The sequence below is a fragment of the Hymenobacter actinosclerus genome (assembly GCF_900111515.1).
GTDB classification, from domain to species: Bacteria; Bacteroidota; Bacteroidia; order Cytophagales; family Hymenobacteraceae; genus Hymenobacter; species Hymenobacter actinosclerus.
On record NZ_FOHS01000003.1, the window covers coordinates 253442 to 277255 of the forward strand.

The window sequence follows — 23814 nt, forward strand, 5'->3', positions numbered from 1 at the left end:
CTCAAAAAACAACCTCTTAGCGCGGCTGCCAGGGCTGCGGGCCGCCGAAAACGCGCCGGGTGGTGTATTGCGCCGCTTCTTTGCGGCTGAGTTGCCGGCTCCAGGCCACGCGCCGGGCGGGTTGCGCACCGGGGCCGCGGCTCTGGTACTCGGCGTAGCGGGCGGTTTTCTCGTTGTCGGAGTTTTTCCAGTTGTCCCAGCCGGCGGGCCTGATATGCGGGCCCATTTCGCAGCGCAGGTAGGCCACGCTGGCCGCCGGCCGCCAGGGCCGCCCCAACGACACGTTGGTGGCCAGCGCCGAATCGGCCCTCAGCTGGCAGTTAAGAAACACGAAGCCGTAGGGCTGCTCCGGGGGCGTGGAGGCGGCTGTGATGTGGGAGTTCTTCTTGCTGACAATGGTGCATCGGTCGAATACAGCCGTGCTGGCCCCAAAAATAAAGTCGGTGGTGCCCTCGATGTGGCAGTTGAGAAAGTACTGCCGGGTGTGGCCGGCAGCCAGAAACAGCGTGTCCTGGTCGCCGACGATGCGGCAGTTGCGGAACACGGCGCGGTCGGCTTCCACGTGCAGGGCCACGGCCTGGCCGGCGGTGCGCCCGGCCGTATTGCGGAACGTCAGGTTTTCGGCCGTAAAGTTATTGCCCTGCACCAGCACCGAGTACGACGAGTAGGTATCAATGCCGTTGGCCCCGCTGTGGTCGTCGTAGGTGAGGATGGTCTGGTCGCGGTCTTCGCCAACGAGCGTGATGTGGGTTTTGAGCGTCGGCACCACCAGCTTTTCGCGATACACGCCCTTTCTGATGCGGATGACGGTGGTAGTGGCCCGCTGGTTGGGGACGGCATTTATAGCGGCCTGCACCGTGCGGTAATCGCCCGAGCCATCCGGGGCCACTACCAGCTCGGAGGCCGGGCGGGCCGCTGCCAGCAGGGCCAGTAGCAGCAGCAGACACACGGTCAGCAGGGTCGTTTTCATTGGGCTAGTCTTGGGTGGGGTCCCAGCCGCGGAGCACGGTGGTCAGGGTGTACTGGCGGGCTTCGGCGGCGCTCAGCTGGCGGCTCCAGGCTACGCGCCGGGCGGGTTGCGCACCAGGGCCGCGGCTCTGGTATTCGGCGTAGCGGGCGGTCTGCTGGTTGCTCTCCTTGTCCCAATGGTCCCAGCCGGTGGGCTTTATCTGGGGGCCCAGCTCGCAGCGCAGAAACACGGTTTTGGCGTAGGGCCGCCACGGCCGGCCCAGGTAAAAGCTGCCGGCGGGCGCGCTGCCGGTAATGATGCAGCGGTTGAACACGTAGCCGTAGCGGGTGCTGTCGGGGGTGGAAGCGGCCGTGAGGAAGCCGCTGGTTTTGCCGAAAATAGTGCACCCCTCAAACCACGCCGTGCTGCTGCCGAAGATAAAATCGACGGTGCCCTCGATGTAGCAGTTCTCGTAGTACTGGCGGCTGCCGTAGCCGTAGGTGTAGAGCGTATCCTGAAAGCCCAGGAAGCGGCAGTTCTTAAACCGGGCCCGGTCGCCGGCCACCCACAGGGCCACCGCCTGCCCCACCGGCCCCGAGGAGTTCTGAAACGTGAGGTTTTCGGCCGTGAAGTCGCCGCCGTAGATGTAGCAGCTGGCCGAGCCCGAGGTGCCCTTATCCTCCCCGAAAATGTTCTTTTTCTGGTTGTAATCGTCGTAGGTGAGGATGGTTTTGGCCGGGTCCTGCCCCACCAGCTTCACCAGGTTTTTGGAGCCGGCCAGCAGCAGCTTTTCCTTATAGATACCGTTTTTAATGAAGATGGTGGTGACTTTCTTGCGGAAGTCGGGCACGGCATCGAAGGCGGCCTGCACCGTCCGGAACTGCCCGCTGCCGTCCTGGGCCACCACAAAATCGTAGGCCGGCGGGGCTGTCGCCTGCACCCGGCCGGGCAAGCCGCCGGCCAGTAGCAGCAACAGCAGCAGCAAATGCCGGAGGCTGCAACGCCCGGGAAGCCGGGCCGGAAGGCGGAGGCGCATGGTTTTCGGGGGATGAGAAGGCATAACGGGCAGAACAGGCGCAACTAGCCTCCGGGGGCCAGCCCGGACCGGAGCCCCGGAGCACAGCAGCCGTTGCAGCAGCCCATAATACCGCTTCTGGCCGGCTTTTGACAGCAAGAGCCCGGCTATTTTCCCGCAAACGATGTCGGGAACGTTGCCGGCCCCGCCTTGGTTTCTGCGGCCCGTCGCCTTCCAGGAGAATAGCCTGGCCGTGGCCGGTTGCGGGCGCCGGGCCACCGCTCACGGCCTACCTTTGCGGGCGGCGCGGGGGGGGGGCAGTCGAAAGGCTGCGAACCTGTCTTTTTCCCGCGCGGTGTTGCTTATGAACTGGTTTCTCGTCTTTGTAATCCCGTTGCTGGCGCTGCTGCCCATCTCGCCCACCCATGCCCGGCCCACCCCGCCGCCGCTGACGCGCATCATCCGGCTACCTGCCGAGCTGGCCGAGCGCGAAAACCAGTTTTCGGGCCTCTGCACCTACCGCGGCCAGCTGCTGCTGCTCTCCGAAAGCCGCCTGCAGGAGCAGGCCGAAGCCAAAGTGTACGGCCTGGCTTTGGCTGACCTCGACCAGCAGTTGGCTGGCTCCACGGCGCCACTTCCTTTTCGCAAATACGCCATCCGGGGCCTGGCTGAGGCCCGCGCCCGCATCGATGGTACCGGCCCCATCTACGAGGGTCTGGAGGGCCTGACGATGCTGCGCGACACCGCCTATTTCTCCATCGAAACGGTTACGGCGGCCCCCAACTGCTACCTGGTACGCGGCGTGCTGGACCAGGCCCGGTCCGTCATCCAGCTCGACAGCAGTTATCTGGTAACGCTGCCCAAGCCCCGGCTGCCCGATGGCACCGTGGCCTACAACGCGGGCTTCGAGGCGCTGGCCACCTATCGCCACCGCGAGCTGCTGGCGCTGTTCGAGTACAACTACCTACCCCGCGGCAACGCGGCCCTGGCCCTGCGCAACGGCCGGCAGCGGCCCGTGGCCCTGCCGCCGCTGCCCTTCCGGGTAACCGACCTGGAGCCCGCCGGCCGCCGCCGCTTCACGGCCATCAACTACTTCTTCAACGGAGCTTCCGATGCCGTGTACCGCATGGCCCCGCCCGACCCCAACGCCCGCCTGATTCAGGACAGCACCGGCCGCTACCAGAGCTACAACCGCCTCATTAGCCTGCGCTACACCCGCCGCGGCATCAGCTGGAAGCCGCTGCTCACGCTGCCCGTCGAATATCAGACCTACAACTGGGAAGGCCTGGCGGCTTACAAGCGCGGCTATTTCCTCATCAACGACAAGTACGGCCCCTCGGGCCAATCAACGCTGCTGTACCTGCGGCGGCGGTAGGGAGTGGCTGGCCGTCGGCTGCTGCGCCTGCGACAAACTATTTTATTACCATTACCCGATATGCCCTCTCCATTATCCCGTTTTTTTCAGCAACATGCCTCCGCCCTCCCCGAGCCGAGCCAGCTTTCCTACCACCTCCCGGCCTGGGTCCGGTTCGACTTGCAGGGGGTTCTATCACCCGACGATACCGACTATTTTGCCCAGGTGCTGCATCGGGCTTCTACTTTGTTTGAGGCGTCATTCAGCCCTACTGATGAGGTGCTGCTGGTCTACCAGGAGCCCCGTTACAAACGAAGCCGCATCCGCAGCCGCAACTACCTGTTCCGGCAGCTGGGTATCGGCAAGTCTGACCTCACGTTCCGGAAAACCTGGGTTCCCAACAATCCCGAGGCCTACCACGAAGGACATTGGGTGCAGGCGTTCTTCTCCACTGCTGCCGCCCGCGTACCGCACCGGGCGCTGCTGGCCGCCATCAGCCACCTGGATTTTCCGGCTCCGGGCAGGCCCACCATCCGCGGCCTGCTTTACTTCTTCAACCAAACCCGGGGGCTGATTTTCTACATGTACGATGACCGCGGCCTGGTCATCAGCAGCGACTCACCCGAAACGATTCGGCCCTTCTACCAGCACTATAACGACTGGATTCTTGACTACGACCGGAAGCAGATAGATGCGTTGTTTGTCAACTCATAGCTTCCCCCCAAAACGCCACAACGCCCAGCCAAACCGGCCAGGCGTTGCTGTTTGCCAGAAAAAAAGCGAATTACGACTTCGCGCCCGTTACCAGCTCTACGATTTCCTCTGAGATGCCGGTGGTGCTGAAGCCGCCATCGTGCATGAGGTTCTGCATGGTCACATAGCGGGTCAGGTCGGAGAACAGGCTCACTACGTAGTCGGCGCAGGCTTCGGCGGGGGCGTTGCCCAGCGGCGAGAGGCGGTCGGCGTACTCGTAGAAGGCGTCGAAGCCGCTGATGCCGGTGCCGGCGGTGGTTTTGGTGGGCGACTGCGAGATGGTGTTCACGCGCACTTTCTTGAGCTTACCCAGGCGCTGGCCGTAGCTACGGGCAATGCTTTCGAGCATGGCTTTGGCCTGGCTCATATCGGTGTAGTCGAGGAAGGCGCGCTGGGCGGCAATGTAGCTCAGGGCCACGGCCGAACCCCACTCGTTGAAGGCGTCCTGCTTTTCGGCCACGGCCAGCATCTTATGGAAAGAAAGGGCCGACACGTCGAGCGTCTTCTGGTACCACTCGTAGTTCAGCTCGCCGTAGTGCTTGCCCTTGCGGATGTTGGCGCTCATGCCAATGCTGTGCAGCACGAAGTCGAGCTTGCCGCCGAGCTGCTCCTGGGCGCCCGAAAACAGGTTTTCCAGGTCCTCCATCGAGGTGGCATCGGCCGGAATGATGGGCGCGTTGCACTGCTCCGAGAGCTTGTTGATTTCGCCCATGCGCATGGCCAGCGGGGCGTTGGTGAGCACGAAGCGGGCGCCTTCGGCGTGGCACTTGAGCGCCACTTTCCAGGCAATGGATTCTTCATTGAGCGCGCCGGAAATGATACCGACTTTGCCCGCGAGTAGGTTACTGGCCATATGGGGAGGTGTGTAGAGTGTAGATTGGAACCACAAAAAAGGCGAAAAAATAGGGAATGGTCATGCAGAGCGGAGCGAAGCATCTCGCGTGCTAATGTTGCAGTGGCGACTTTTCGCGTTTGATCACCGCTGCAACATCAGCACGCGAGATGCTTCGCTCCGCTCTGCATGACGTTCTCTTATCCTCTCTCTACCCCGCCATTTCCACCCCGCGCAGGGCCAGCAGCTCGCGGGCGCTCTGTGTAGCGTGTAGCGTGGGGTTGGCGCCGGAAATCATCTGGGCAATTTCGTGGATGCGCTCCTCCTGATTAAGCTGGCGGATGCGGCTCACGGTGCGGTCGGCGCGGTCTTCCTTGTACACGAAGTAGTGGGCGTCGCCGGCGGCGGCCATCTGGGGCAGGTGGCTGATGGCAATGAGCTGGTGCTTTTTGGCCATCTGCTGCATCATGCGGCCCACTTTCAACGCAATTTCGCCACTGATACCGGTATCGATTTCGTCGAATACGATTGTCGGCAACGCGGTTTTATCGGCCAGCATGTACTTGATGCACAGCATGAGGCGCGAGAACTCGCCACCCGAGGCGGCCTTGCTCAGCGTCTGGGGCTCGGCGCCCTTGTTGGCCGTGAACAGAATGCTCACCACGTCGATGCCGCTGACGGCGGGGGCACCGGCCTCGTGGCTGACTACGATGCGGGCGTGGGGCATCCCGAGGTCGGTGAGCAACGCGGCCAGCTCCTTTTCAAACTTCGGGAAGGTCTTGCGGCGGGCTTCGGATAAGCGCAGGGCCTGCTTCTGCACGGTGGCCAGAGTGGTTTCCACGTCGCGGCGCAGGCGGCTGATTTGCTTGTCGAGGTTGAGCACCGAGCTGACCTTGTCGCGCAGGTCGGCGCGCACGGCCAGCAGGTCTACCACGTCGCGCACCTGGTGCTTGCGCTGGAGGCTGTAGAGCACGTTCAGGCGGCTCTGCACCTCATCGATGCGGGCCGGGTCGCCCTCGGTACGGCGCTCCACCTGCTCAATCTCGTCGGTGATGTCGCGCAGCTCAATCAGGCAGCTGTCGAGGCGGTGGCGCAGCTCCTGCACGGGCTCGGAGTAGGGCGCAATCTGGCCCAGCAGCACTACGGCATCCTTGAGGGCCCCGGTGGCGCAATACTCGCCTTCGCTCAGGCTTTGCAGGGCGTGGGTGAGCTTGTACTTGATTTCCTCGGCGTGCTCCAGCTCCTTCACTTCCTGCTCCAGCTCGTCCTGGCGCTCATTGTCGAGACTGGCTTCCTCCAACTCATTCAGCAGAAAGCTGTGGTAGTCGAGTTCCTTGTTGGCCTGGGCTACCTGGCTTTCGAGGGCCTGCAGGTCGGTTTCGAGCTTGCGGTACTGGCGGTAGGCGCTGCTGTATTGGGTGCGGGTGGGCACCAGATTGGCATACAAATCCAGCAGGTTCAGCTGAAACACGGCGTCGCCGAGCAGCAGCGTATCGTGCTGGGAGTGGATGTCCATGAGGTTGGCCCCGATGTGGCGCAGGGTTTCCAGCGTCACGGGCGTATCGTTCACGAAGGCCCGGCTCTTGCCATTCGGGCTCAGCTCGCGCCGCAGAATGCACTGCTGGTCGTAGTCCACGTCCTCGGCCTCGAAAATATCGCGTAGCTGGTAGCTGCTGATGTCGAAATGGCCCTCCAGCACGCACTTTTTGCTCGTATCGAAGAGCATGCGCGAATCGGCGCGGTTGCCGAGCAGCAGCCCGATGGCCCCGAGCATAATCGACTTGCCGGCCCCCGTTTCGCCGGTAATAATGTTGAGCAGGGCCGAGGGTTTCAGCTCCAGCTTCTCAATCAGGGCGTAATTCTGAATTCGCAAATCAACCAGCATACCGAACAACGTAAAGGCCGGAGCGCCGGCCGTGGCTACTAAAACGCAGCTACGGCCCCGTATCAAACGGCCGGGCCTAGCAGCATTAGCAAAGCTACTAGTTCGGTTAGTCAGATGCTAGTTATTTTCGCAGGAAAGGTTTTTTGAGCGGCAAGCTGCCAGCCACAAGCCGCAAGCCGACGTGCAAAGGCCTTTTTTAAGCGGCAAGCCACAAGCTTCAAGCGGCAAGCTGACGTTGAACATCAGCTTGCCGCTTGAAGCTTGTGGCTTGAAGCTCCTTAGGGCTGGCGCAGAATCGTTTCGTACTTGGCCGAGTTGGTGGGGTCGGTTTCGGAGAGCAGCGTGACGAGGCTGGTTTTCTGCTGCTGGTCGGGGCTGGTGCGGAAGACGTTGGAGATTTCGTCGGCTTTGGTCTGGAAGAAGGAGCGGGCGAACAGGGTGCCGGGGCGGCGCTGCACGGCCTTTTGCACGTCCTGCAGGGCCGTGAACATGTTGGTGCGGGCTTCTTCGGGCTTGGTAATGAAGATATCGAGGCCCTGGCGGTAGTAGGCGTACATGCCGCTGCGGAAGGCCTGCAGCTGCGGGTCCTGCAGGTTATTGAGCAGCCAGTAGCGGTTGCTGCTGTTCTCGTCCTTCCAGCCGGGGTCTGCCTCGTTGGTGATATTCTGCGAGGCGGCCGTGTTCAGAATCTGCCGGGCCCGGTCGTAATACGGGCCGCCGCTCAGGGGCGCGAAGCTGTCCTGGTCCAGCCCGATCATCAGGTAGGCGTAGAAGGAAAGCAGCGACGAGAGGTTGCCAACGAACGTGTTTTCGGAGTACTCCAGCGGGTTCTGGGGCGAGTAGTTGAAAATCCAGCCGCGGTCGGCGAAGCTCAGCACGTTGCTCTCGTAACCGGTGCCGTACACCGGCCGGGTGCTCACGATGCGCACCGTGGCGCGGTAGGTGCCGTTCTGCGGAATTTCGGTGATGCCCACAAACAGCCGGCAGCGGATGCGCTCCTCGGGGCGGTACGCCCGGTTGGTGAAGGCCCGGGTGTTGAGGAAGTTCTGCATGTCGTTGCGCAGATTCTGCACCAGCTGCGGGTCCGAAATGGTCACGTTTTCGGTCGAAACCGTGACTTCGGCCTGCAACTCCTGGGCCCGGACCGGGCGCAGCAGCACGAGCAGCGGCAGCAAAAACAGCAACGGGAACTTAGACATGGCGGGCGGCTAAACGGTCGAGCACGACGCCCACAATATCGAGGGCGACGCTGGTTTTGGATTTCAGCCCGAAGGCCGTGGCGCGGCCGTCGGCTTCGAGCAAAGTTACCTGGTTGGTGTCGTGGCGGAAGCCGGCACCGGCGTCGCGCAGCGAGTTAAGCACTATCAGATCAAACTTTTTGCGTTCGAGTTTGTCCAGCGCGTGGGCCTGCTCGTTCTCGGTTTCCAACGCAAAGCCCACCGAAAATTGTTCGGGGCGCTTGGTTTTTCCGAGCTCGAAGGCAATATCCACGTTTTTCACCAGCTCCAGCGTCAGCCGCTCGCCGCTTTTCTTGATCTTCTGGGCGGCCACCTCGGCGGGGCGGTAGTCGGCCACTGCGGCGGCAAACACCCACACATCGGCCAGCCGGGCCGCGTCGGCGGCGGCGGCGTACATCTCGGCAGCCGTCTGCACCCGCGTGGTCAGAATGTGCGGGCTGCTGGGGTCGGGCAGGTGGGTGGGGCCGCTGATGAGCGCCACTTCGGCCCCGGCCGCGGCAAAGGCTTCGGCCAGCGCGTAGCCCATTTTGCCGGTGCTGTGGTTGCCCAGAAACCGCACCGGGTCGAGCGGTTCGTACGTCGGGCCGGCCGTTATGAGTACGCGCATGCTTTTTGGAATTATGAATTATGGATTTTGAATTATGAATTCCGTTCAGCTAACCGAACGGCTCCTTCATATTTCTCAATTCAAATCCGGTGTTGAGGCAGGCTTTTACAGAACTAATTCATAATTCATAATTCATAATTCATAATTCATAATTCATAATTCATAATTCATAATTCATAATTCATAATTCATAATTCTTTCAACGATATCCTCGGGCTCCAGCATGCGGCCGGGGCCGCTCAGGCCACTGGCCAGTTCGCCGGTCGGCGACTCCCACACGGTGGTGCCGTAGCTGCGCAGGCGGGCCAGGTTGGCCTGGGTGGCGGGGTGCTGGTACATGTCGAGGTCCATGGCCGGGGCCACGAACACGGGGCAGCGGGCCGAGAGGTACACGGCGTCGAGCAGCGTGTCGCAGAGGCCCTGGGCCAGGTGGGCCAGCGTGTTGGCCGAGGCCGGAGCCACCACTAGCGCATCGGCCCACAAACCCAGCTCCACGTGATTGTGCCACTCGCCGGCCCGCTCATCCTTGAGAAAGCCCTGCAGCACCGGGTTCTTGGACAGTGTGGCCAGCGTGAGCGGCGTAACGAAAGCGGCGGCAGCGGGCGTCAGGATAACGCGTACTTCGGCGCCGGTCTTCACCAGCAGGCGCACCAGCGGCGCGGCTTTGTAGGCGGCAATGCTGCCACTGATGCCCAGCAGAATTTTTCGACCCGTTAGCGGCATAGCTGGCAGGTGGCGAAGCGCGGCTCCGCCTTCCGGTTAAAGGTAAACCCGGCCGGCGGCGGGGCGCTTTGCCCCACACGCCAAAGCCTCCCCGCCGGCCAGACGAATCCGGATGGCGGGGAGGCTGCGGCTGACCGGAGAGGCCAAATTACGCGTTCTTCTCGGCTTCCTGCTCGGGCGTGCTGTAGTACACCTTGCCTTCGAGGAACTCCTCGATAGCCAGGTTGGTCGGCTTGGGCAGGCGCTCGTAGTGCTTGGAAATCTCGATTTGCTCGCGGTTCTCAAACACCTCCTCCAGGTTGTCGACGGTGGTGGCAAACTCGGCCAGCTTGCCGTTGAGCTCCTCCTTCAGCTTGATGGACAGCTGGTTGGCGCGCTTCGAGATGATGGCGATGCTCTCGTACACGTTGCCGGTTTCGGGGGTGAAATCCGACATGTTGCGCGTAACGATGGAAGCGGAAGTGTTGGTGGGCGTCTTCATATGAGGAGTTTTCGGGGTTCTTAAATGGTAGCGGACGCAAAACGTCTTACTTGGCGGCGGCCGTTTCGGCCGCTTTCAGCTTGTCGGCCGCGGCGCGGGCGGTGTCGTACATCTTCTCAGCGTCTTTCAGCTGCTTGCTCTGCGGGAAGGTATCGATGAAGTTCTGGTAGAACGCCAGCGTCTCGTTGTAGCGTTCCAGCTGCTTTTCGGCTACCGACTCGGTGGCCAGATCGAACTGGGCGCTGAGCTTCAAAAAAGCCGCCTGCTCGCCGTAGGCCGAGGCCGGATACTGCTGCTGAAAGCCGGTCAGCGCCGTTACGGCCGACTGGTAGTAGCGCAAATCGTAGTAGAGCTTGGCCGACAGAAACGCCTTGTTTTCCAGCTTCTTCTGCAGCTCCTGCGACATGCCCTCTACCTCGGGCCGGAACTTGCTTTCGGGGTAGCGGTTGAGGAACTCCTGGATTACCTCCAGGGCCGTGTAGGTGTTGGTCTGGTCGAGCTGAAACTCGGGCGAGTCTTTGAACAGCGACTTGGCCTGCATGAAGTAGGCCTCCTGGGCGTACTCCGAGTTGGGGTAGGTGTCGTGGAAGGTCTTGAAATAATACGCGGCCAGCGTGTAGTTGCGCTGCCGGTAGTTGGTGTTGGCAAAGTAAAACTGCGCCTTTTCGGCCTCGGGGCGGCCTTTCAGCAGCGGAATCAGCTCCTCGAGCAGCGTACCGGCTTTAAAGAAATCCTCCTTCTCGTAGTACTGGATGGCAGCTTCATACTTTTTGTTCACATCGGTGCTCTTGAGCAGCTTCTGGTAGCCGGTACAGGAGCCGAAAAGCAGGGCGCTCAGCAGCAGAACAAAGAAAGCAGGACGGAATGACAGCATAAGGGCGCAAAGGTACGAATTAGTAGTTGGTAGTAGTTGGCCGGCCGCTCCAGGCTCCCAGGGCTGAAGCCCTGGGCTACGGAGCCGGGCCGAAACGCCGACTCGCCCGGGGATTCAGCCAAGGGAAACCCGAAACTTCGGGCTTATTTCCTGGCCGGCACTTTACCCCTGGATTTCACCGGCGGCTTTTTCGGGGCCGGTGCGGCTTTCTTCTTGGCCTTGGCCGGGGCCACGGCGAAGTGCTTGCCCAGGGTCTGAAGGCGGGTAGGCCGGTCGTCGGGCCGCCAGCGGAAATCCTTGAGCCGGGCTTCTTCGGGCTTCAGCTCGTTGGGCGGGATGAACTTGGCTTCGGGGTTGGTGATGAAACTGATGGTTTGCAGCTCGTCGTCGGCGAAGCGCAGGGCCATGGTGGCCGAAAGCGACTTGTTGACGCCCGAAACGGCCGTGTCGCCCTCAAGAGCATAGTAGAGGCTCTCGGCGTTGCCAACCACATTAATTTTTTTTATGGCCTTCTCCCCGAAGTACGCTACCATTGTGCGGCCCTTTACCTGGTTGTAGTTGCCCAGCGTGTCGATGCCAATGGTAAAGGCGTGGCCATAGAGCCGCATCTGGTCGACTTTGCCCCGGCGCTGGCGGATTTCCATCGAGTCGGCCGTGAGCTGGTTGTTCTTGTTCCACAGCACCGGGTCGTGGCTGAGGTAGATGATGGAATCCTGCCGGTCGTAGGTGAGCGAGTCGGCCCGGCCCTGCAGATCGGACCGGAAGATGCGGGCCTTTTTGTAGGCGTAAATCACGGCGCCCTTGTTGAGCGGCGGCTTGCCCTCGATGCTGACCAGCGTATCGGCCGTGAGGTAGAGCGTGTCTTTGCCCGAGATGTTGCGCATCACCGGCCGCGAGCCATACACCTTGGCGCGGCCCTGGGCCCGCCAGTAGCGCCCCACGTCGCCCCTTATTTCAAGGTTGTCTTTCTTGGAAATCATCGATACCCGGCCCGTAGCCACGCCGTAGGCGGTCAGCTCGTTGTAGAACAGCTGGTCGCCGCCGAGCAGGTAGGTGGGGGTTTCTATTTTGGCGTTGCGCCCGAAATTGGCCTCCTTGGTGACGGTGTTGTAGGTGCCGTTTTCGGCGTACAGGTTCTTGTCTTTGCCCGTGATGCGGGTGGGGCCGAAGAAGTAGGCCACCTTGCTGATGGTGTTGTACTGCAGCGTATCGGTGGTGATGACGTTTTCGGGCGTTACCAGCTTCACGTTGCGCTTGAAGCTGAACACTTTGCTGACGGTGTTGTAGTAGCCGAACTGGCTGTCGAGCGTGTTTTTGGGGTCCTGCAGGTGGCCGCCGGTGCTGTAGTAGGCAAGATTGTTGGCCAGGTCGTAGTCGAGCAGCTGGGTGGTCAGCGTCATGCGCGGGTCGCGCAGCGTTACATTGCCGGTCATCCGGGCCTTGCGGGTATCGCCGTCGTAGGTGCCCCGGTCGCCAGTGATGGTGATGGTGTCGTTCTGGATGATGCGCACGTTGCTGAAGGCCTCGATAGCGTTGCGGTTCAGATACTGGTACATCGAGTCAGCGTAGAGCAGCGTGGTGCCCTGGCGCAAACTCACGTTGCCCAGCAGCTTGCGGATTTCAACCCCATTAAAGGTGCCGCCCTCCAGCGACCCAGCAGTCAGCAGTTCAATGGGCTGGCCGCTGCCGGGCTTGGCCGCAGGCTTGCCTTGCGACCAAGCCAGCAGCGGCAGCACCAGCAGTAAAAGAAGAAAAACAGACTTAGACAACGACATTTCGGCGCAAAGGTAGGCAAGCAGGGTGGCTAACGTGTTTCTTTGTGGATTATTGAAAGGAGCTACTAGCTGATGGACTGCAATCCGTGGCTTCATGCTGTAGAGACGCAACATGTTGCGTCTCGTCGTTGCTGATGCTGGCTGTACGCGGCCGTTCAACAACGAGACGCAACATGTTATGTCTCTACACCGTGCTGGAAACTCAAACGCTCTACTCGTCCTCCTACTTACCGCTTAACGTCGCTATCAGCTACTAGCTAACAGCCCAAAACACATGCTCGACCAAGTCCAACAGTTCATTCAGGAGCACCAGCTCTTCTCCCCCACCGATACGCTGCTGCTGGCCGTCAGCGGCGGGCTCGATTCGGTGGTGCTGGCCGACGTGCTGCACCGGCTCGGGCAGCCGTTTGCCGTGGCCCACGGCCACTTCGGGCTGCGCGGCGAGGAAGCCGACGCCGACGAGGAGTTCGTGCGCAAGCTGGCCCAGCAGTACAAGGTGCCCTGCTTCGCCGAATTCTTCCAGACCAAAAAATTCGCCGAGCAGGAAGGAATTTCGACTCAAATGGCGGCCCGGGCCCTGCGCTACGAGTGGTTTGAGCGGGTGCGGGCCCAGCAGGGCTACGCCGCCATTGCCACCGCCCACCACCAGCGCGACACGGCCGAAACCATGCTGCTCAACCTCACCCACGGCACCGGCCTGGCGGGCCTGCACGGCATCCGGCCCAAAACCGGCCACCTCGTGCGCCCGCTGCTGGGCCTGAGCAAGCCCGATTTGTTTGATTACGTGGTGGAGCGCCGCCTCGTGTGGCGTGAGGATGCCAGCAACGACTCGCCGGTGTACCAGCGCAACCGCCTGCGGCTGGAGGTGCTGCCGGTGCTGCGCGACATCAACCCCAACCTCGACCAGACCATGAGCACCACGGCCGAGCGGGTGGGCGGGGCCGAGGAAATCGTGCGCCGCTACGTGGCCGATACCGCCGCCCAGGCCCAGCGCACCGAACCCGAAGCCACCTACCTCGACATCCGGCTGCTGCAAAACACGGCCGCCACGGCCCTGGTGCTGCACGAGCTGCTGCGCCCCTTCGGCTTCGCCTACCCGGTGGTGAAGGATATCGTGCGCAGCTTCGGGGCCGAGCCGGGCCGCCGCTTCGAGTCGCCGACGCATTTGCTGGTGAAGGACCGCGAGCAGCTGGTCATCACCCCGCGCCGGCTGACGCAGTTCGGCACCCACCAGCTGCAGGCGGGCCAGGAGGTGCTCAAAATTGATGGGCTGCACCTGCGCACCGAACTGCTCGAAGCACCCGAAGGCTACGAGCCGCCCCGCGGCAAAGCTCTGGCCGCGCTTGATGCCGACAAGCTGCGCTTCCCGCTCACGGTGCGCCCCTGGCAGGAGGGCGACTGGTTTATGCCCATCGGCATGAAGGGCAAAAAGCTGCTCTCCGACTTCCTCATCGACCAGAAAGTGCCCCTCAACCTGAAAGACAGCGTGTGGGTGCTGGCCACCGCCGACGGCAAAATAGCCTGGGTTATCGGTTATCGGCCCGACGAGCGGTTTAAGGTAACGGCCGAGACGGAACGGGTGCTGGTTGTAAGGAGGATGTAGGGTGAGCGAAGTGAGGCAACTTAACGTCATTCTTCGACTGCGGCTGCGGCTTCGCTCAGAATGACGTTTAGTTGTCTCACTTCTAAACTCTATGCCGTAGCTTTACGCCCGACCTAATAGTTCACCCCAAATTTCCCCGCTCAATGAAAGTTACCGTAGTTGGAGCCGGCAATGTAGGCGCGACCTGCGCCGATGTACTGGCCACCCGCGAAATTGCCAACGAGATTGTTCTGGTTGACATCAAGGAAGGTTTCGCCGAAGGCAAAGCCCTCGATATCTGGCAGAAAGCCCCCATTATCGGCTACGACTCGCGCACGGTGGGCGTAACCAACGACTACGCCCGCACCGCCGGTTCGGAGGTAGTGGTAATTACCTCGGGCCTGCCCCGCAAGCCCGGCATGAGCCGCGACGACCTGATTTCGACCAACGCCGGCATCGTGAAATCGGTGACCGAGCAGGTGGTGAAGCACTCGCCCAACGCCATCATCATCATCGTCAGCAACCCGCTCGACGTGATGACCTACCAGGCCCACCTGACCTCCGGCCTCGACCGCACCAAGGTATTCGGCATGGCCGGCATCCTCGACACTGCCCGCTACCGCGCCTTTCTGGCCGAAGCCCTCAACGTGAGCCCCAAAGACATTCAGGCCGTCCTGATGGGTGGCCACGGCGACACCATGGTGCCCCTGCCCCGCTACACCACCGTGGGCGGCATTCCCGTAACCGAGCTTATCGGCAAAGAGGAGCTGGACGCCATCGTGCAGCGCACGGCCGTCGGCGGCGGCGAGCTGGTGAAGCTGATGGGCACTTCGGCCTGGTACGCGCCCGGCGCGGCCGCGGCCCAGATGGTGGAAGCCATCGTGCGCGACCAGCGCCGCGTGTTCCCCGTCTGCGTAAAGCTCGAAGGCGAGTACGGCATGGACGGCGTATACCTCGGCGCCCCCGTTATCCTGGGCAAAAACGGCATCGAGAAAGTAATTGAGCTCCAGCTCAACGACGACGAGAAAGCCCTGCTCGAAACCTCCCGCGGTCACGTGAAAGAGGTAATGGACGCGCTGGACAAGATGAATAAGGCTAACGCTTAGATCTTAAAAGTATACCGGATTCCTGATTTTCAGTTGTGCTTTACGGCCGCCCTGCTTCTGCGGGGCGGCTGTTTGCATTGGTGGAGTGGGCGAAATGTGTACTTTTCAATCGTAAAGCACCCTATGCATTTTTACTTCACCGATACCAACCCCGACATTACGGCAGCCTGGGAACAGGTTTTCGCCGACGTACCCCAAGTGACCATCCGCCACGGCTCCATCTTCGAGGTGCCGGCTGATGTGCTGGTCAGCCCAGCCAACAGCTTCGGCTACATGAACGGCGGCATCGACTTCGCCATCTCCAAAACGCTGGGCTGGCACTTGGAGAAGGAATTGCAAGAAGTTATTCGTACCAAGCACTATGGCGAGTTGCTGGTGGGCCAAGCCGAAATACTACCCACTGGCCATGCGCAATTCCCCTACCTGGTAGCAGCCCCCACCATGCGCACGCCGATGACCATCACGCGCGGGCCCAACGTGTACCACAGCATGCGTGCCTTGCTTCTACTACTCGAACACGGCACCTTACCCGAGGGCCGTCTCATCCGCGACGTAGTGCGGACGGTAGCCGTGCCCGGCCTGGGCACCGGCGTAGGCCAGGTCCGGCCCCTGGTATGCGCACGCCAGATGCGCATCGCTTGGGAGGATGTGTACCGGCATAAATACGCCACCGTGGCCGGTTGGGAGGAAATGTGCGGCAACTACGCCTATTTCTACACCCACGAGCCGAAGGATATTCGGTATGACATCCCGTAATCTACTCAGCTACAATATCCCTTAATGAAGCCCCGCAGCCACCCCACATGAATGAGGTGGCCGTGGGGCTTTTGAAAACTTATCAAGAGCCAATAAGCAGGCATAAATCAGCGGCATCCAATCATCTGCAACATCTGTGATTTATTGTTGGCTGGCCTTGAAGAGCTTCTGCTTTTCCTCTTTGGAGAGGCTTTCGTAGCCGGAATGGGAGATTTTGTCGAGGATGAGGTCGATTTCGTCTTCGCCGGGGTGGGTGGCGCTGGCTTTGCGGCTGGCGGCGGGGGCGGTTGCGTTTTTGGCCGATGAAACCGCGGCCGGGGCTGGATTGCGGTGCGTAACGCGCAGGTTGGGGCGGCGCGAGAACACCCGGCCCAGCCAGTCGCCCACGGCCTGCACGGGGCGTCCCAGGTCGCGGCCGGCCCGCAGCTGCCGGATGAAGATATAGCCCAGCAGCGCCCCGCCAATGTGGGCGATGCCGCCGCCGGGGTTGCCCTGGTTGATGGCCAGCACCGACAGCACAATCACGACGGCGGCAATGTACTTGATGCGCACCGGCCCGAGCAGAATCAGGTTGAACTGGTACTCGGGCATGAGCGTGGCGGCAGCCATAATGATGGCCGTAACCCCCGCCGAAGCCCCCAGCAGCGGGATGCCCAACGATGGGCGCAGGGCCGGAATCAGGTTGTAGGAAAGCACGAAAAACAGCGCGCCGGCCAGCGCGCCCAGAATGTACACGCTCACCAGGCGCCGGTCGCCGAGGTACTCGCGCACCAGGGCCCCGAACCAGTACAGGTTGATGAGGTTGAAGAGGATGTGCAGAAAGCCCTCGTGGGTGAAGGCATAGGTGAGCACCGTCCAGGGGTGGCGCAGCAGGCCCGGCAGGTCGGAGGGCAGCTGAAACTGGCGGATGAGGTTGGGGTAATACTGCGCGTAGGTGCCCGTCAGCTTCATAATGGCTTCCGTGAACACCAGAAACACGAACACCAGCACGTTGATGAGCAGCAGCTGGTTCAGGGCATTATCGCGACGGTTGAAGGCGGTCCGGATGTCGTTGAAAACACTCATTTCGTTTCTCGTTTTTCGTTGCTCGTTATTCGCGGCCGGCTGCTCGTTGGCTGGTGCTGCTTTCCGCTGAATCCTTTAAACAACGAAAAGCAGAAAACGAGCACCGGAAAGCGAAATACTAGTAAAACTGCTTACGCCCCCGCTCCCAGAACATAACCAGCACGAAGCCCACCAGCAAACCGGCCACGTGGGCAAAGTGGGCCACATTGTCGCCGGGCGTTTGGTTGACACCGCTGTACAGCTCGTAGAGCCCGTAAAGCGGCACCAGGTACTTGGCTTTGATGGGCACGGGCAACGGGAATATAAAGAGCGTAGTGTTCGGGAACAGGTAGGCAAAGGCGAACAGCACCCCGAACAGCGCCCCCGAAGCCCCTACCATCGGCAGGTTGAGGCTAGCTTTATACGCTTTACCCATATCAGTAAGAATATCCTGAATCAGACGCTGGTCGTTAGGCGTTTCATGCAACTGATTTATGTTGGGTCTGTAAGCCTCAGTATAGGCTTTAAAATTGTTCTGCACGAAATCCATTAAATGCACATCTGAGGGGTCTTGTTGAAAGACCTCAATGTCATGGCGCATCTTATTCATCTCGTAGTAGCGCAGGCCCGAGTAGAGCATGCCCGAGCCGAGCCCGCAGACCAGCCAAAAAATCAGAAACCGCTGTCCGCCCCAGCGCTGCTCCAGCAGCGGCCCGAACACCATTAGGCCAAACATGTTGGAAAAAATATGTCCGATGCCGCCGTGCATGAACATATAGGTGAGGAACTGCCAGGGCTGAAAAAACTCGGAACCCACCGGATACAGCGCCAGCAAACCCAGCCCGCCCGGCAGATAATTGGCCAGCAGAAAAAATACCACGTTGGCGATGAGCAGGTTGCGGACCGTCGGCGTGAGTTGGAACATGTAAGAGGAGCTAGAAGCGGGAAATAAGGAACTGCAAGCGGCAAATGGAGAGCGAGCAGCAGAGAGTAAGAATACAAAGGAACGTCATGCTGAGCGAAGCGGAGCGGAGTCGAAGCATCTCTACCGCTTCGTTGCAGCCATTGGAGTTAGCATAGCACGCGAGATGCTTCGGCTCTGCTTTGCTTCGCTCAGCATGACGTTCCTTCAACCCCACCCCTACCCAAACAGCTCGCGCAGCTGGCCCAGCTCCAGTAGTACGATGGTGCGGCGGCCGTCGGGGGTGTAGTTGGGCACGGTGCAGGCGAAAAGCTTGTCGACGATGGTGGTCATTTCGCGCTCCGAGAGGCGGGCGCCGGCAGCGCTGGCTGCTACCCGGCGAGCCAGGGCACGGGCCATCTGCTCGCGCCGGTCGAGCCTGACCGGGCCGCCACCGCTGCGGAATTGCTCAATCAGGCCTTCCAGCAGCTCCTTTTCGTCGCGGGCCGGCACATCGGCCGGAATGCCCTCCACGGCAATGGTGTTCCGGCCGAAATCGGTGAAGCGGAAGCCCAGGGCCCGCAGCGCGTCCTCCACTTCGCGCAGAATAGCGAAATCCTGGGGCGTGAAGGTGATGGTGCGCGGGAACAGCAGCGTCTGGGAGGCACTCACGTCGCGCTCCAGGGCCTGGGCGTACTGCTCGAACAGAATCCGCTCGCGGGCCGCCACCTGGTCAATCAGCATCACGCCCGACTTCACCGGCACCAGTAGATACTGCTGGTGCAGTTGCAACACCTTGTTGCCCGGCCCGGTGCTCGACTCGCGCAAGGGCAGTTCGGGCGCGGCGGCCGTGCCCGGCAGCACCTCCAACGGCAGCGAGGCGGCCTCGGAGTTGGCCTGGGCGGCGGCAGCCGGGGCGGCGGGCAGCACTTCGCCCGTTTCGGGGTCCACGTTTTCGGGTGCGGGCGGCGGGGCCTGGGGCGGAGCGGCGGGGGCGGGCGGGGCCACGGGCACTTTGGGCACGGGTACGCCGGCGGCGGTGGCCTCGTGCTCCACGTCGGGCAGGCTTACGCGGCTCAGGCTGCGGTAGAAATCTTCCAGCTCCTGCTTGGCCTGCTCGGTGGGCCGGGGCGTGAGGGGCCGCTCGAAGGCGCTGGCGCCACTACTTCGGCCCGAAGTGCGCGGATTGGCTAAATGGTTGGCGGCGCTGGCGGCGGCGGCCAGCGCGTCGGGCCGGCTGCCGCTGCCGGTGCCGTCGTCGAAGGGGTTTTTCTCGGTGCCCGACAGCTGCAAGGGCCGGATGGCGCCGAAGTTCACGTCGCCCGCAAAATCGAGCGAGGGCGCCATGTTGTGCAAACCCAGGCTCTGCTTTACGGCCGAGCGCACGATGGCGTACACCGTTTTCTCGTCCTCGAACTTGATTTCCGTCTTGGTCGGGTGCACGTTGATGTCGATGCTCTTGGGGTCGAGCTCCAGAAACAGCACGTAGAACGGGTGCGTGTCTTTGGGTAGCAGGCCCTCGTAGGCCGTGAGCACGGCGTGGTTGAGGTAGGCCGAGCGGATAAAGCGGTTGTTGACGAAGAAGAACTGGTCGCCCCGGCTTTTCTTGGCCGACTCGGGCTTGCCGATGAAGCCGCGCACGGTCAGAAACGGCGTTTCCTCCTCTACCTGGGCCAGCTGCTCCTTGTAGCCGTTGCCCAGCAGGGCCACGATGCGCTGGCCCAGCTTGCCGGCCGGCAGGTTGAACACCTCCAAATCGTTCTGGAACAGCGAGAAGGCAATGCCGGGGTTAGCCAGCGCTACGTGCTGAAACTCGTCGAGGATGTGGCGCATCTCCACGGCGTTGCTCTTGAGGAAGTTGCGGCGGGCGGGCACGTTGAAAAACAGGTTCTTCATACTGATGCTCGTGCCGTCGGGGCAGGCCACGGGCTGCTGGCTCGTGATTTGGGAGCCTTCCACCAGCAGCAGCGTACCGGTGTCCTGGTCGCGGGTTTTGGTGCGCAGCTCCAGCTGGGCCACGGCGGCAATGGAGGCCAGCGCCTCGCCCCGGAAGCCCAGCGTGCGGATGCGGAATAGGTCGTCGGTGGTGCGGATTTTACTCGTGGCGTGGCGCTCCAGGCTCATGCGCGCGTCGGTCGGGCTCATGCCGGCCCCGTTGTCGACCACCTGTACCAGCTGCTTGCCGGCTTCCTTCACGATGAGCTGCACCTGCGTAGCGCCGGCGTCGACAGCATTTTCGAGCAGCTCCTTCACGGCCGAAGCCGGGCGCTGCACCACTTCGCCGGCCGCAATCTGGTTAGCCAGGTACTCGGGCAGCAGTTGAATGATATCGGGCATTTTATTTGGGGAGAGGCGAGGAGTTGGGAGTTAGCGGATAGAATAGGAGATGAAAGAACAAAGGCCGGCTGTCATGCTGAGCGCAGCACAGCGAAGTCGAAGCATCTCGCGTGCGATGATAACTCTAACGTTGAGCTAGCTTAGCAAAGTCAGCACGCGAGATGCTTCGACTCCGCTGTGCTGCGCTCAGCATGACAACCTTTTTACCCGCTTTTTTCCAACCGCTATTCACGAGTTATCCGCCTGATAACAACCGACGTCGGGAATTTCTCCGTAAGTTTGTAGCCAACTTTGGCCGGCCGTGCCGACACGAATCGGTTAGCTTCGGCGTTGGGCGAGGTGAGTGGCCGGGTTGGAAGGGCGGCAGCGCAACCCGCGGCCGACTTTTGCCCAGAACTTGATTGAAAGAGCAAAATTACTGTTTTTCGGCTCGTCATCCGCTAGTACCAATTTAGTCAGAATCACCGGGGCCGATGCGCAAAGAATTTAGGATTGGGCTTTTTTTGCTGGTCCTGGCCCTCACCGGCCTGTTTGTTTCCTCCTCCGCCCCCCCGGCGGCCGACATGGGCCGGCCCATGACCGCGGCCGAGCAGCAGTGGGTGGATAGCGTGTTTACGGGCCTGACGCCCGAGCAGCGCCTGGGCCAGCTGTTTATGGTGGCTGCCTACTCCAACAAAGACCGCAAGCACGTTCAGTACACCGAGTTTCTGGTCAAGAACTATGGCATCGGCGGGCTGATGTTCCTGCAGGGCGGCCCGCGTCGGCAGGCCAACCTCACCAACCGCTACCAGGCCGCCGCCAAGGTGCCGCTGCTCATTGCCATGGATGCCGAGTGGGGCCTCGATATGCGCCTCGATTCGAGCATGCACTTCGCCAAGGGCATGACCCTGGGCGCCATGAACGACGACGAGTACGTGTACCAGATGGGCCGCGAAATTGCGCTCAACCTCAAAACCCTGGGCGTGCACGTGAGCTTCTCGCCCGTCATCGACGTCAACTCCAACCCCAGCAATCCGGTTATCGGCAACCGCTCGTTTGGCGAAGACAAGGAGCAGGTGGCGGCCCGCGGCGTGCGCTACATTAGCGGCCTGCAGGACCACGGCGTGCTGGCCGTGGTCAAGCACTTCCCCGGCCACGGCGACACCGACGTCGACTCGCACGTGGCCCTGCCGGTCATCAACTCCGACCTGGCCCGGCTTACCAACATCGACCTCTACCCCTTCCGCAAGGCCATCGACCAGGGCGTGATGGGCGTGATGGTGGGCCACCTCTACGTGCCGCTGCTCGATACCAGCCGCACGCTGTCGGCCACCATTTCGCCCAACCTCGTTACCGGTTTGCTCAAGGAGAAAATGGGCTTCCGGGGCCTCGTGTTTACCGACGCGCTCAACATGAAGAGCGTGTCGAATCTCTACAAGGCCGGCGAGCTGGACGCGCTGGCGTTGCTGGCCGGCAACGATGTGCTGCTGTTTTCGGAGGATGTGCCCATGGCCATTCAGAAGATCAAGGAAGCCATTGCCAGCGGTAAAATTGCCCAGGCCGACGTGGATGCGCGGGTGCGCAAGATGCTGCGGGCCAAGTTCTGGGCCGGCCTCAACCGCTACCGCCCCATCGACGTGCCCAACCTGATGCAGAACCTGAACCGGCCCCTGAGCCGCATGGTGCAGCAGCAGATTTACGAGCACGCCGTGACGGTAGTTAAGAACGAGGACGATATTCTGCCCTTCCAGCGCCTCGACACGCTGCGCATTGCTTCCATCACCATTGGCTCGCAGGCCGACACCTACCGCGAGACTATGGGCAAGTACCAGAGCGGGCCGGTGTACGCCGTGCCCAACCGCTACGCCCCCGACTCCACCTTCAGCCGCATCAGCCGGCAGCTGGCGCCCTACAACGTGGTGGTGGTGAGCCTGCACAACATGAACAACACGCCCACCCACAACTACGGGCTGGGCGACGGGGCGCTGAAGTTTCTGAAGACGCTGCAGGCCAACCCGCGCCTGAAAACGGTGGTCGTGCTGTTCGGCAACGCCTACGCCCTCAAAAACGTGGAAACCAGCCGCAACCTGGTGTGCGGCTACGAAGACAACTTTGCCTCGCAGCTGGTGGTGCCGCAGGTGCTGTTCGGCGCTTTGCCGGCCAAGGGCCGCCTGCCGGTTACGGTGTCGGAAAACCTGAAGTACGGCCAGGGCCTGCCCACCCCCGATTTCCGGCGTCTGCGCTACGGCACGCCCGAAGAGGTCGGCCTCGACTCGCGCATTCTGGCCCAGATCGACAATGTGGCCCTGGAGGCCGTGGCCTACGCCGCGGCCCCCGGCTGCCAGGTGCTGGTAGCCAAGGATGGCATGGTGGTGTTCGACAAAAGCTACGGCTTCTACACCTACGACAAGGAGCAGGCCGTCAACAACGGCACGCTCTACGACCTGGCCTCCGTTACCAAAGTGGCCGGCACGCTCCAGGCCATTATGTGGCTCAAGGATGAGGGCCGCCTCAACCTCGATGAAAAGGTAGCCACCTACCTGCCCGAGCTGAAAACGACCAACAAAAAGGACATGACGGTGCGCGAGGTGCTCATGCACCACGCCGGCCTCAAGCCCGGCATTCCTACCTGGGAGCGAACCATTACCAGCAGCGGCCCCAAGCCCGAGTTCTACGCCAGCACCGAGTCGGCGCAGTTTTCGCGCGAGGTGACGCCCAACCTGTTCAGCGCCAGCTCCTCCGACGATACCGTGTGGAACTGGGTGCAGGAGTCGGCCCTGCTGCCCAAGGTGAAGGGCAAGTACCCCGTCGAGTACTCCGACCTCAGCTTTATTGTGATGAAGCGGCTGGCCGAAAAGCTACTCCAGCAGCCGCTGGAGCAGTTCCTGGCCAAGCAGTTCTACCAGCCGCTGGGCCTGGGCTCGATGACCTACAACCCGCTCGACAAATTCCCGAAGTCGTGCATCGCGCCCACCGAAAACGATAACTATTACCGCCACACCCTGCTACAAGGCAGCGTACACGACCAGACGGCGGCCCTGGTGGGCGGCGTAGGCGGCCACGCCGGCCTGTTTGCCAACGCCAACGACCTGGCCGTGCTCATGCAGATGAACCTGCAGAACGGTCGCTACGGCGGGCAGCGCTACTTCCAGACCCCGGTAGTAGCCGAGTTTGCCCGCGGCACCGAGGCCGGCAGCCGCCGCGGCCTGGGCTGGGACCGGGGCGACCCGAGCAAGCCCTCGGGCCCCACCAGCAACCTGTCGCCGGCCAGCACCTTCGGCCACACCGGCTTCACCGGCACCTGCGTGTGGATGGACCCGGAAAACAAAATCCTCTACATCTTTCTTTCTAACCGCGTCTACCCCGACGCCAACAACAAGAAGCTGGTGCAGTACAACATCCGCACCCGCATTCACGACGTGATTTACAAGGCCCTGCAGAAAACTTGATCACGGATTAGCACGGATTTCAGCGGATTTCACGGATTTTGTAGACGGCTCGACTTTTCTCACGCTATTCTTATCTGTTTTGCTGTCAGGTTCCCCGTGCTTATTTCTGCAACGAGTTTATCCATTCTGCTTAGCTACCACGTTTACTTCACTTCCTGCTCTGTCCCCACAGCA

The 23814-nt window shown here is 61.6% G+C and carries 19 protein-coding genes; 6 read left to right on the top strand and 13 right to left on the bottom strand.

Annotated elements, in window-relative coordinates; all coding sequences use genetic code 11:
* Positions 1 to 16 precede the first annotated feature (16 nt).
* Positions 17 to 970, bottom strand: coding sequence for a pectinesterase family protein (locus BMY67_RS12680; RefSeq protein ID WP_092772128.1), 954 nt, complete (start codon positions 968 to 970; stop codon positions 17 to 19).
* A 4-nt stretch (positions 971 to 974) separates the two neighbouring features.
* Positions 975 to 1985: a pectinesterase family protein gene (locus BMY67_RS12685; protein WP_177189813.1), complete on the bottom strand. Its 1011-nt coding sequence runs from the start codon at positions 1983 to 1985 to the stop codon at positions 975 to 977.
* A gap of 343 nt (positions 1986 to 2328) precedes the next feature.
* Here BMY67_RS12685 and BMY67_RS12690 point away from each other — a divergent pair, with 343 nt between their 5' ends.
* Positions 2329 to 3339, top strand: coding sequence for a hypothetical protein (locus BMY67_RS12690; RefSeq protein WP_092772132.1), 1011 nt, complete (start codon positions 2329 to 2331; stop codon positions 3337 to 3339).
* A gap of 60 nt (positions 3340 to 3399) precedes the next feature.
* Positions 3400 to 4032: a DUF3885 domain-containing protein gene (locus BMY67_RS12695; protein ID WP_092772134.1), complete on the top strand. Its 633-nt coding sequence runs from the start codon at positions 3400 to 3402 to the stop codon at positions 4030 to 4032.
* A gap of 70 nt (positions 4033 to 4102) precedes the next feature.
* Here the strand turns inward: BMY67_RS12695 and BMY67_RS12700 are convergent, their stop codons facing one another.
* The 8 genes from BMY67_RS12700 to BMY67_RS12735 all read right to left on the bottom strand — a co-directional run bounded on the left by BMY67_RS12700 (position 4103) and on the right by BMY67_RS12735 (position 12486).
* A complete protein-coding gene (locus tag BMY67_RS12700; protein ID WP_092772136.1) occupies positions 4103 to 4924 on the bottom strand; it encodes an enoyl-ACP reductase FabI in 822 nt (273 codons plus the stop codon).
* A gap of 190 nt (positions 4925 to 5114) precedes the next feature.
* Complete coding sequence (gene recN / locus BMY67_RS12705) at positions 5115 to 6788, bottom strand: DNA repair protein RecN (protein WP_092772138.1); 1674 nt, start codon at positions 6786 to 6788, stop codon at positions 5115 to 5117.
* A 278-nt stretch (positions 6789 to 7066) separates the two neighbouring features.
* Positions 7067 to 7987 carry a type IX secretion system protein PorD gene (gene porD / locus BMY67_RS12710; RefSeq protein WP_092772140.1) on the bottom strand — a complete coding sequence of 307 codons (921 nt, stop codon included), beginning with the start codon at positions 7985 to 7987 and terminating at the stop codon, positions 7067 to 7069.
* Positions 7980 to 8633, bottom strand: coding sequence for a phosphopantothenoylcysteine decarboxylase domain-containing protein (locus BMY67_RS12715; protein WP_092772142.1), 654 nt, complete (start codon positions 8631 to 8633; stop codon positions 7980 to 7982). The genes porD and BMY67_RS12715 overlap by 8 nt, the downstream gene beginning before the upstream one ends.
* A 174-nt stretch (positions 8634 to 8807) precedes the next feature.
* A complete protein-coding gene (locus tag BMY67_RS12720; RefSeq protein WP_092772144.1) occupies positions 8808 to 9356 on the bottom strand; it encodes a flavoprotein in 549 nt (182 codons plus the stop codon).
* Between the two features lie 148 nt (positions 9357 to 9504).
* On the bottom strand, positions 9505 to 9837 hold the full coding sequence (locus BMY67_RS12725; RefSeq protein ID WP_092772146.1) for a DNA-directed RNA polymerase subunit omega: 333 nt from the start codon (positions 9835 to 9837) through the stop codon (positions 9505 to 9507).
* 46 nt (positions 9838 to 9883) lie between these two features.
* On the bottom strand, positions 9884 to 10711 hold the full coding sequence (locus BMY67_RS12730; RefSeq protein WP_092772148.1) for an outer membrane protein assembly factor BamD: 828 nt from the start codon (positions 10709 to 10711) through the stop codon (positions 9884 to 9886).
* 143 nt (positions 10712 to 10854) lie between these two features.
* On the bottom strand, positions 10855 to 12486 hold the full coding sequence (locus tag BMY67_RS12735) for an OstA-like protein (RefSeq protein ID WP_177189814.1): 1632 nt from the start codon (positions 12484 to 12486) through the stop codon (positions 10855 to 10857).
* Positions 12487 to 12760: 274 nt separating this feature from the next.
* Between BMY67_RS12735 and tilS the strand changes: the two genes are divergently transcribed.
* The 3 genes from tilS to BMY67_RS12750 all read left to right on the top strand — a co-directional run bounded on the left by tilS (position 12761) and on the right by BMY67_RS12750 (position 15930).
* Positions 12761 to 14089 carry a tRNA lysidine(34) synthetase TilS gene (tilS, locus tag BMY67_RS12740; protein ID WP_092772152.1) on the top strand — a complete coding sequence of 443 codons (1329 nt, stop codon included), beginning with the start codon at positions 12761 to 12763 and terminating at the stop codon, positions 14087 to 14089.
* Between the two features lie 143 nt (positions 14090 to 14232).
* Positions 14233 to 15174, top strand: a complete 942-nt coding sequence (mdh, locus tag BMY67_RS12745) for a malate dehydrogenase (RefSeq protein ID WP_092772154.1) — start codon at positions 14233 to 14235, stop codon at positions 15172 to 15174.
* A gap of 123 nt (positions 15175 to 15297) precedes the next feature.
* Complete coding sequence (locus BMY67_RS12750) at positions 15298 to 15930, top strand: macro domain-containing protein (protein WP_092772156.1); 633 nt, start codon at positions 15298 to 15300, stop codon at positions 15928 to 15930.
* A 141-nt stretch (positions 15931 to 16071) separates the two neighbouring features.
* On the opposite strand, the gene BMY67_RS12755 is transcribed toward BMY67_RS12750, so the two are convergent.
* The 3 genes from BMY67_RS12755 to mutL all read right to left on the bottom strand — a co-directional run bounded on the left by BMY67_RS12755 (position 16072) and on the right by mutL (position 20212).
* Positions 16072 to 16995 carry a rhomboid family intramembrane serine protease gene (locus BMY67_RS12755; protein ID WP_092772158.1) on the bottom strand — a complete coding sequence of 308 codons (924 nt, stop codon included), beginning with the start codon at positions 16993 to 16995 and terminating at the stop codon, positions 16072 to 16074.
* A gap of 118 nt (positions 16996 to 17113) precedes the next feature.
* Complete coding sequence (locus tag BMY67_RS12760; RefSeq protein WP_092772160.1) at positions 17114 to 17899, bottom strand: rhomboid family intramembrane serine protease; 786 nt, start codon at positions 17897 to 17899, stop codon at positions 17114 to 17116.
* A gap of 216 nt (positions 17900 to 18115) precedes the next feature.
* Positions 18116 to 20212 (bottom strand): DNA mismatch repair endonuclease MutL, encoded by a 2097-nt coding sequence (gene mutL, locus BMY67_RS12765; protein WP_092772162.1) that lies wholly within the window; start codon positions 20210 to 20212, stop codon positions 18116 to 18118.
* Between the two features lie 473 nt (positions 20213 to 20685).
* Here mutL and BMY67_RS12770 point away from each other — a divergent pair, with 473 nt between their 5' ends.
* Positions 20686 to 23640 carry a serine hydrolase domain-containing protein gene (locus BMY67_RS12770; RefSeq protein ID WP_092772164.1) on the top strand — a complete coding sequence of 985 codons (2955 nt, stop codon included), beginning with the start codon at positions 20686 to 20688 and terminating at the stop codon, positions 23638 to 23640.
* Positions 23641 to 23814: the final 174 nt, after the last annotated feature.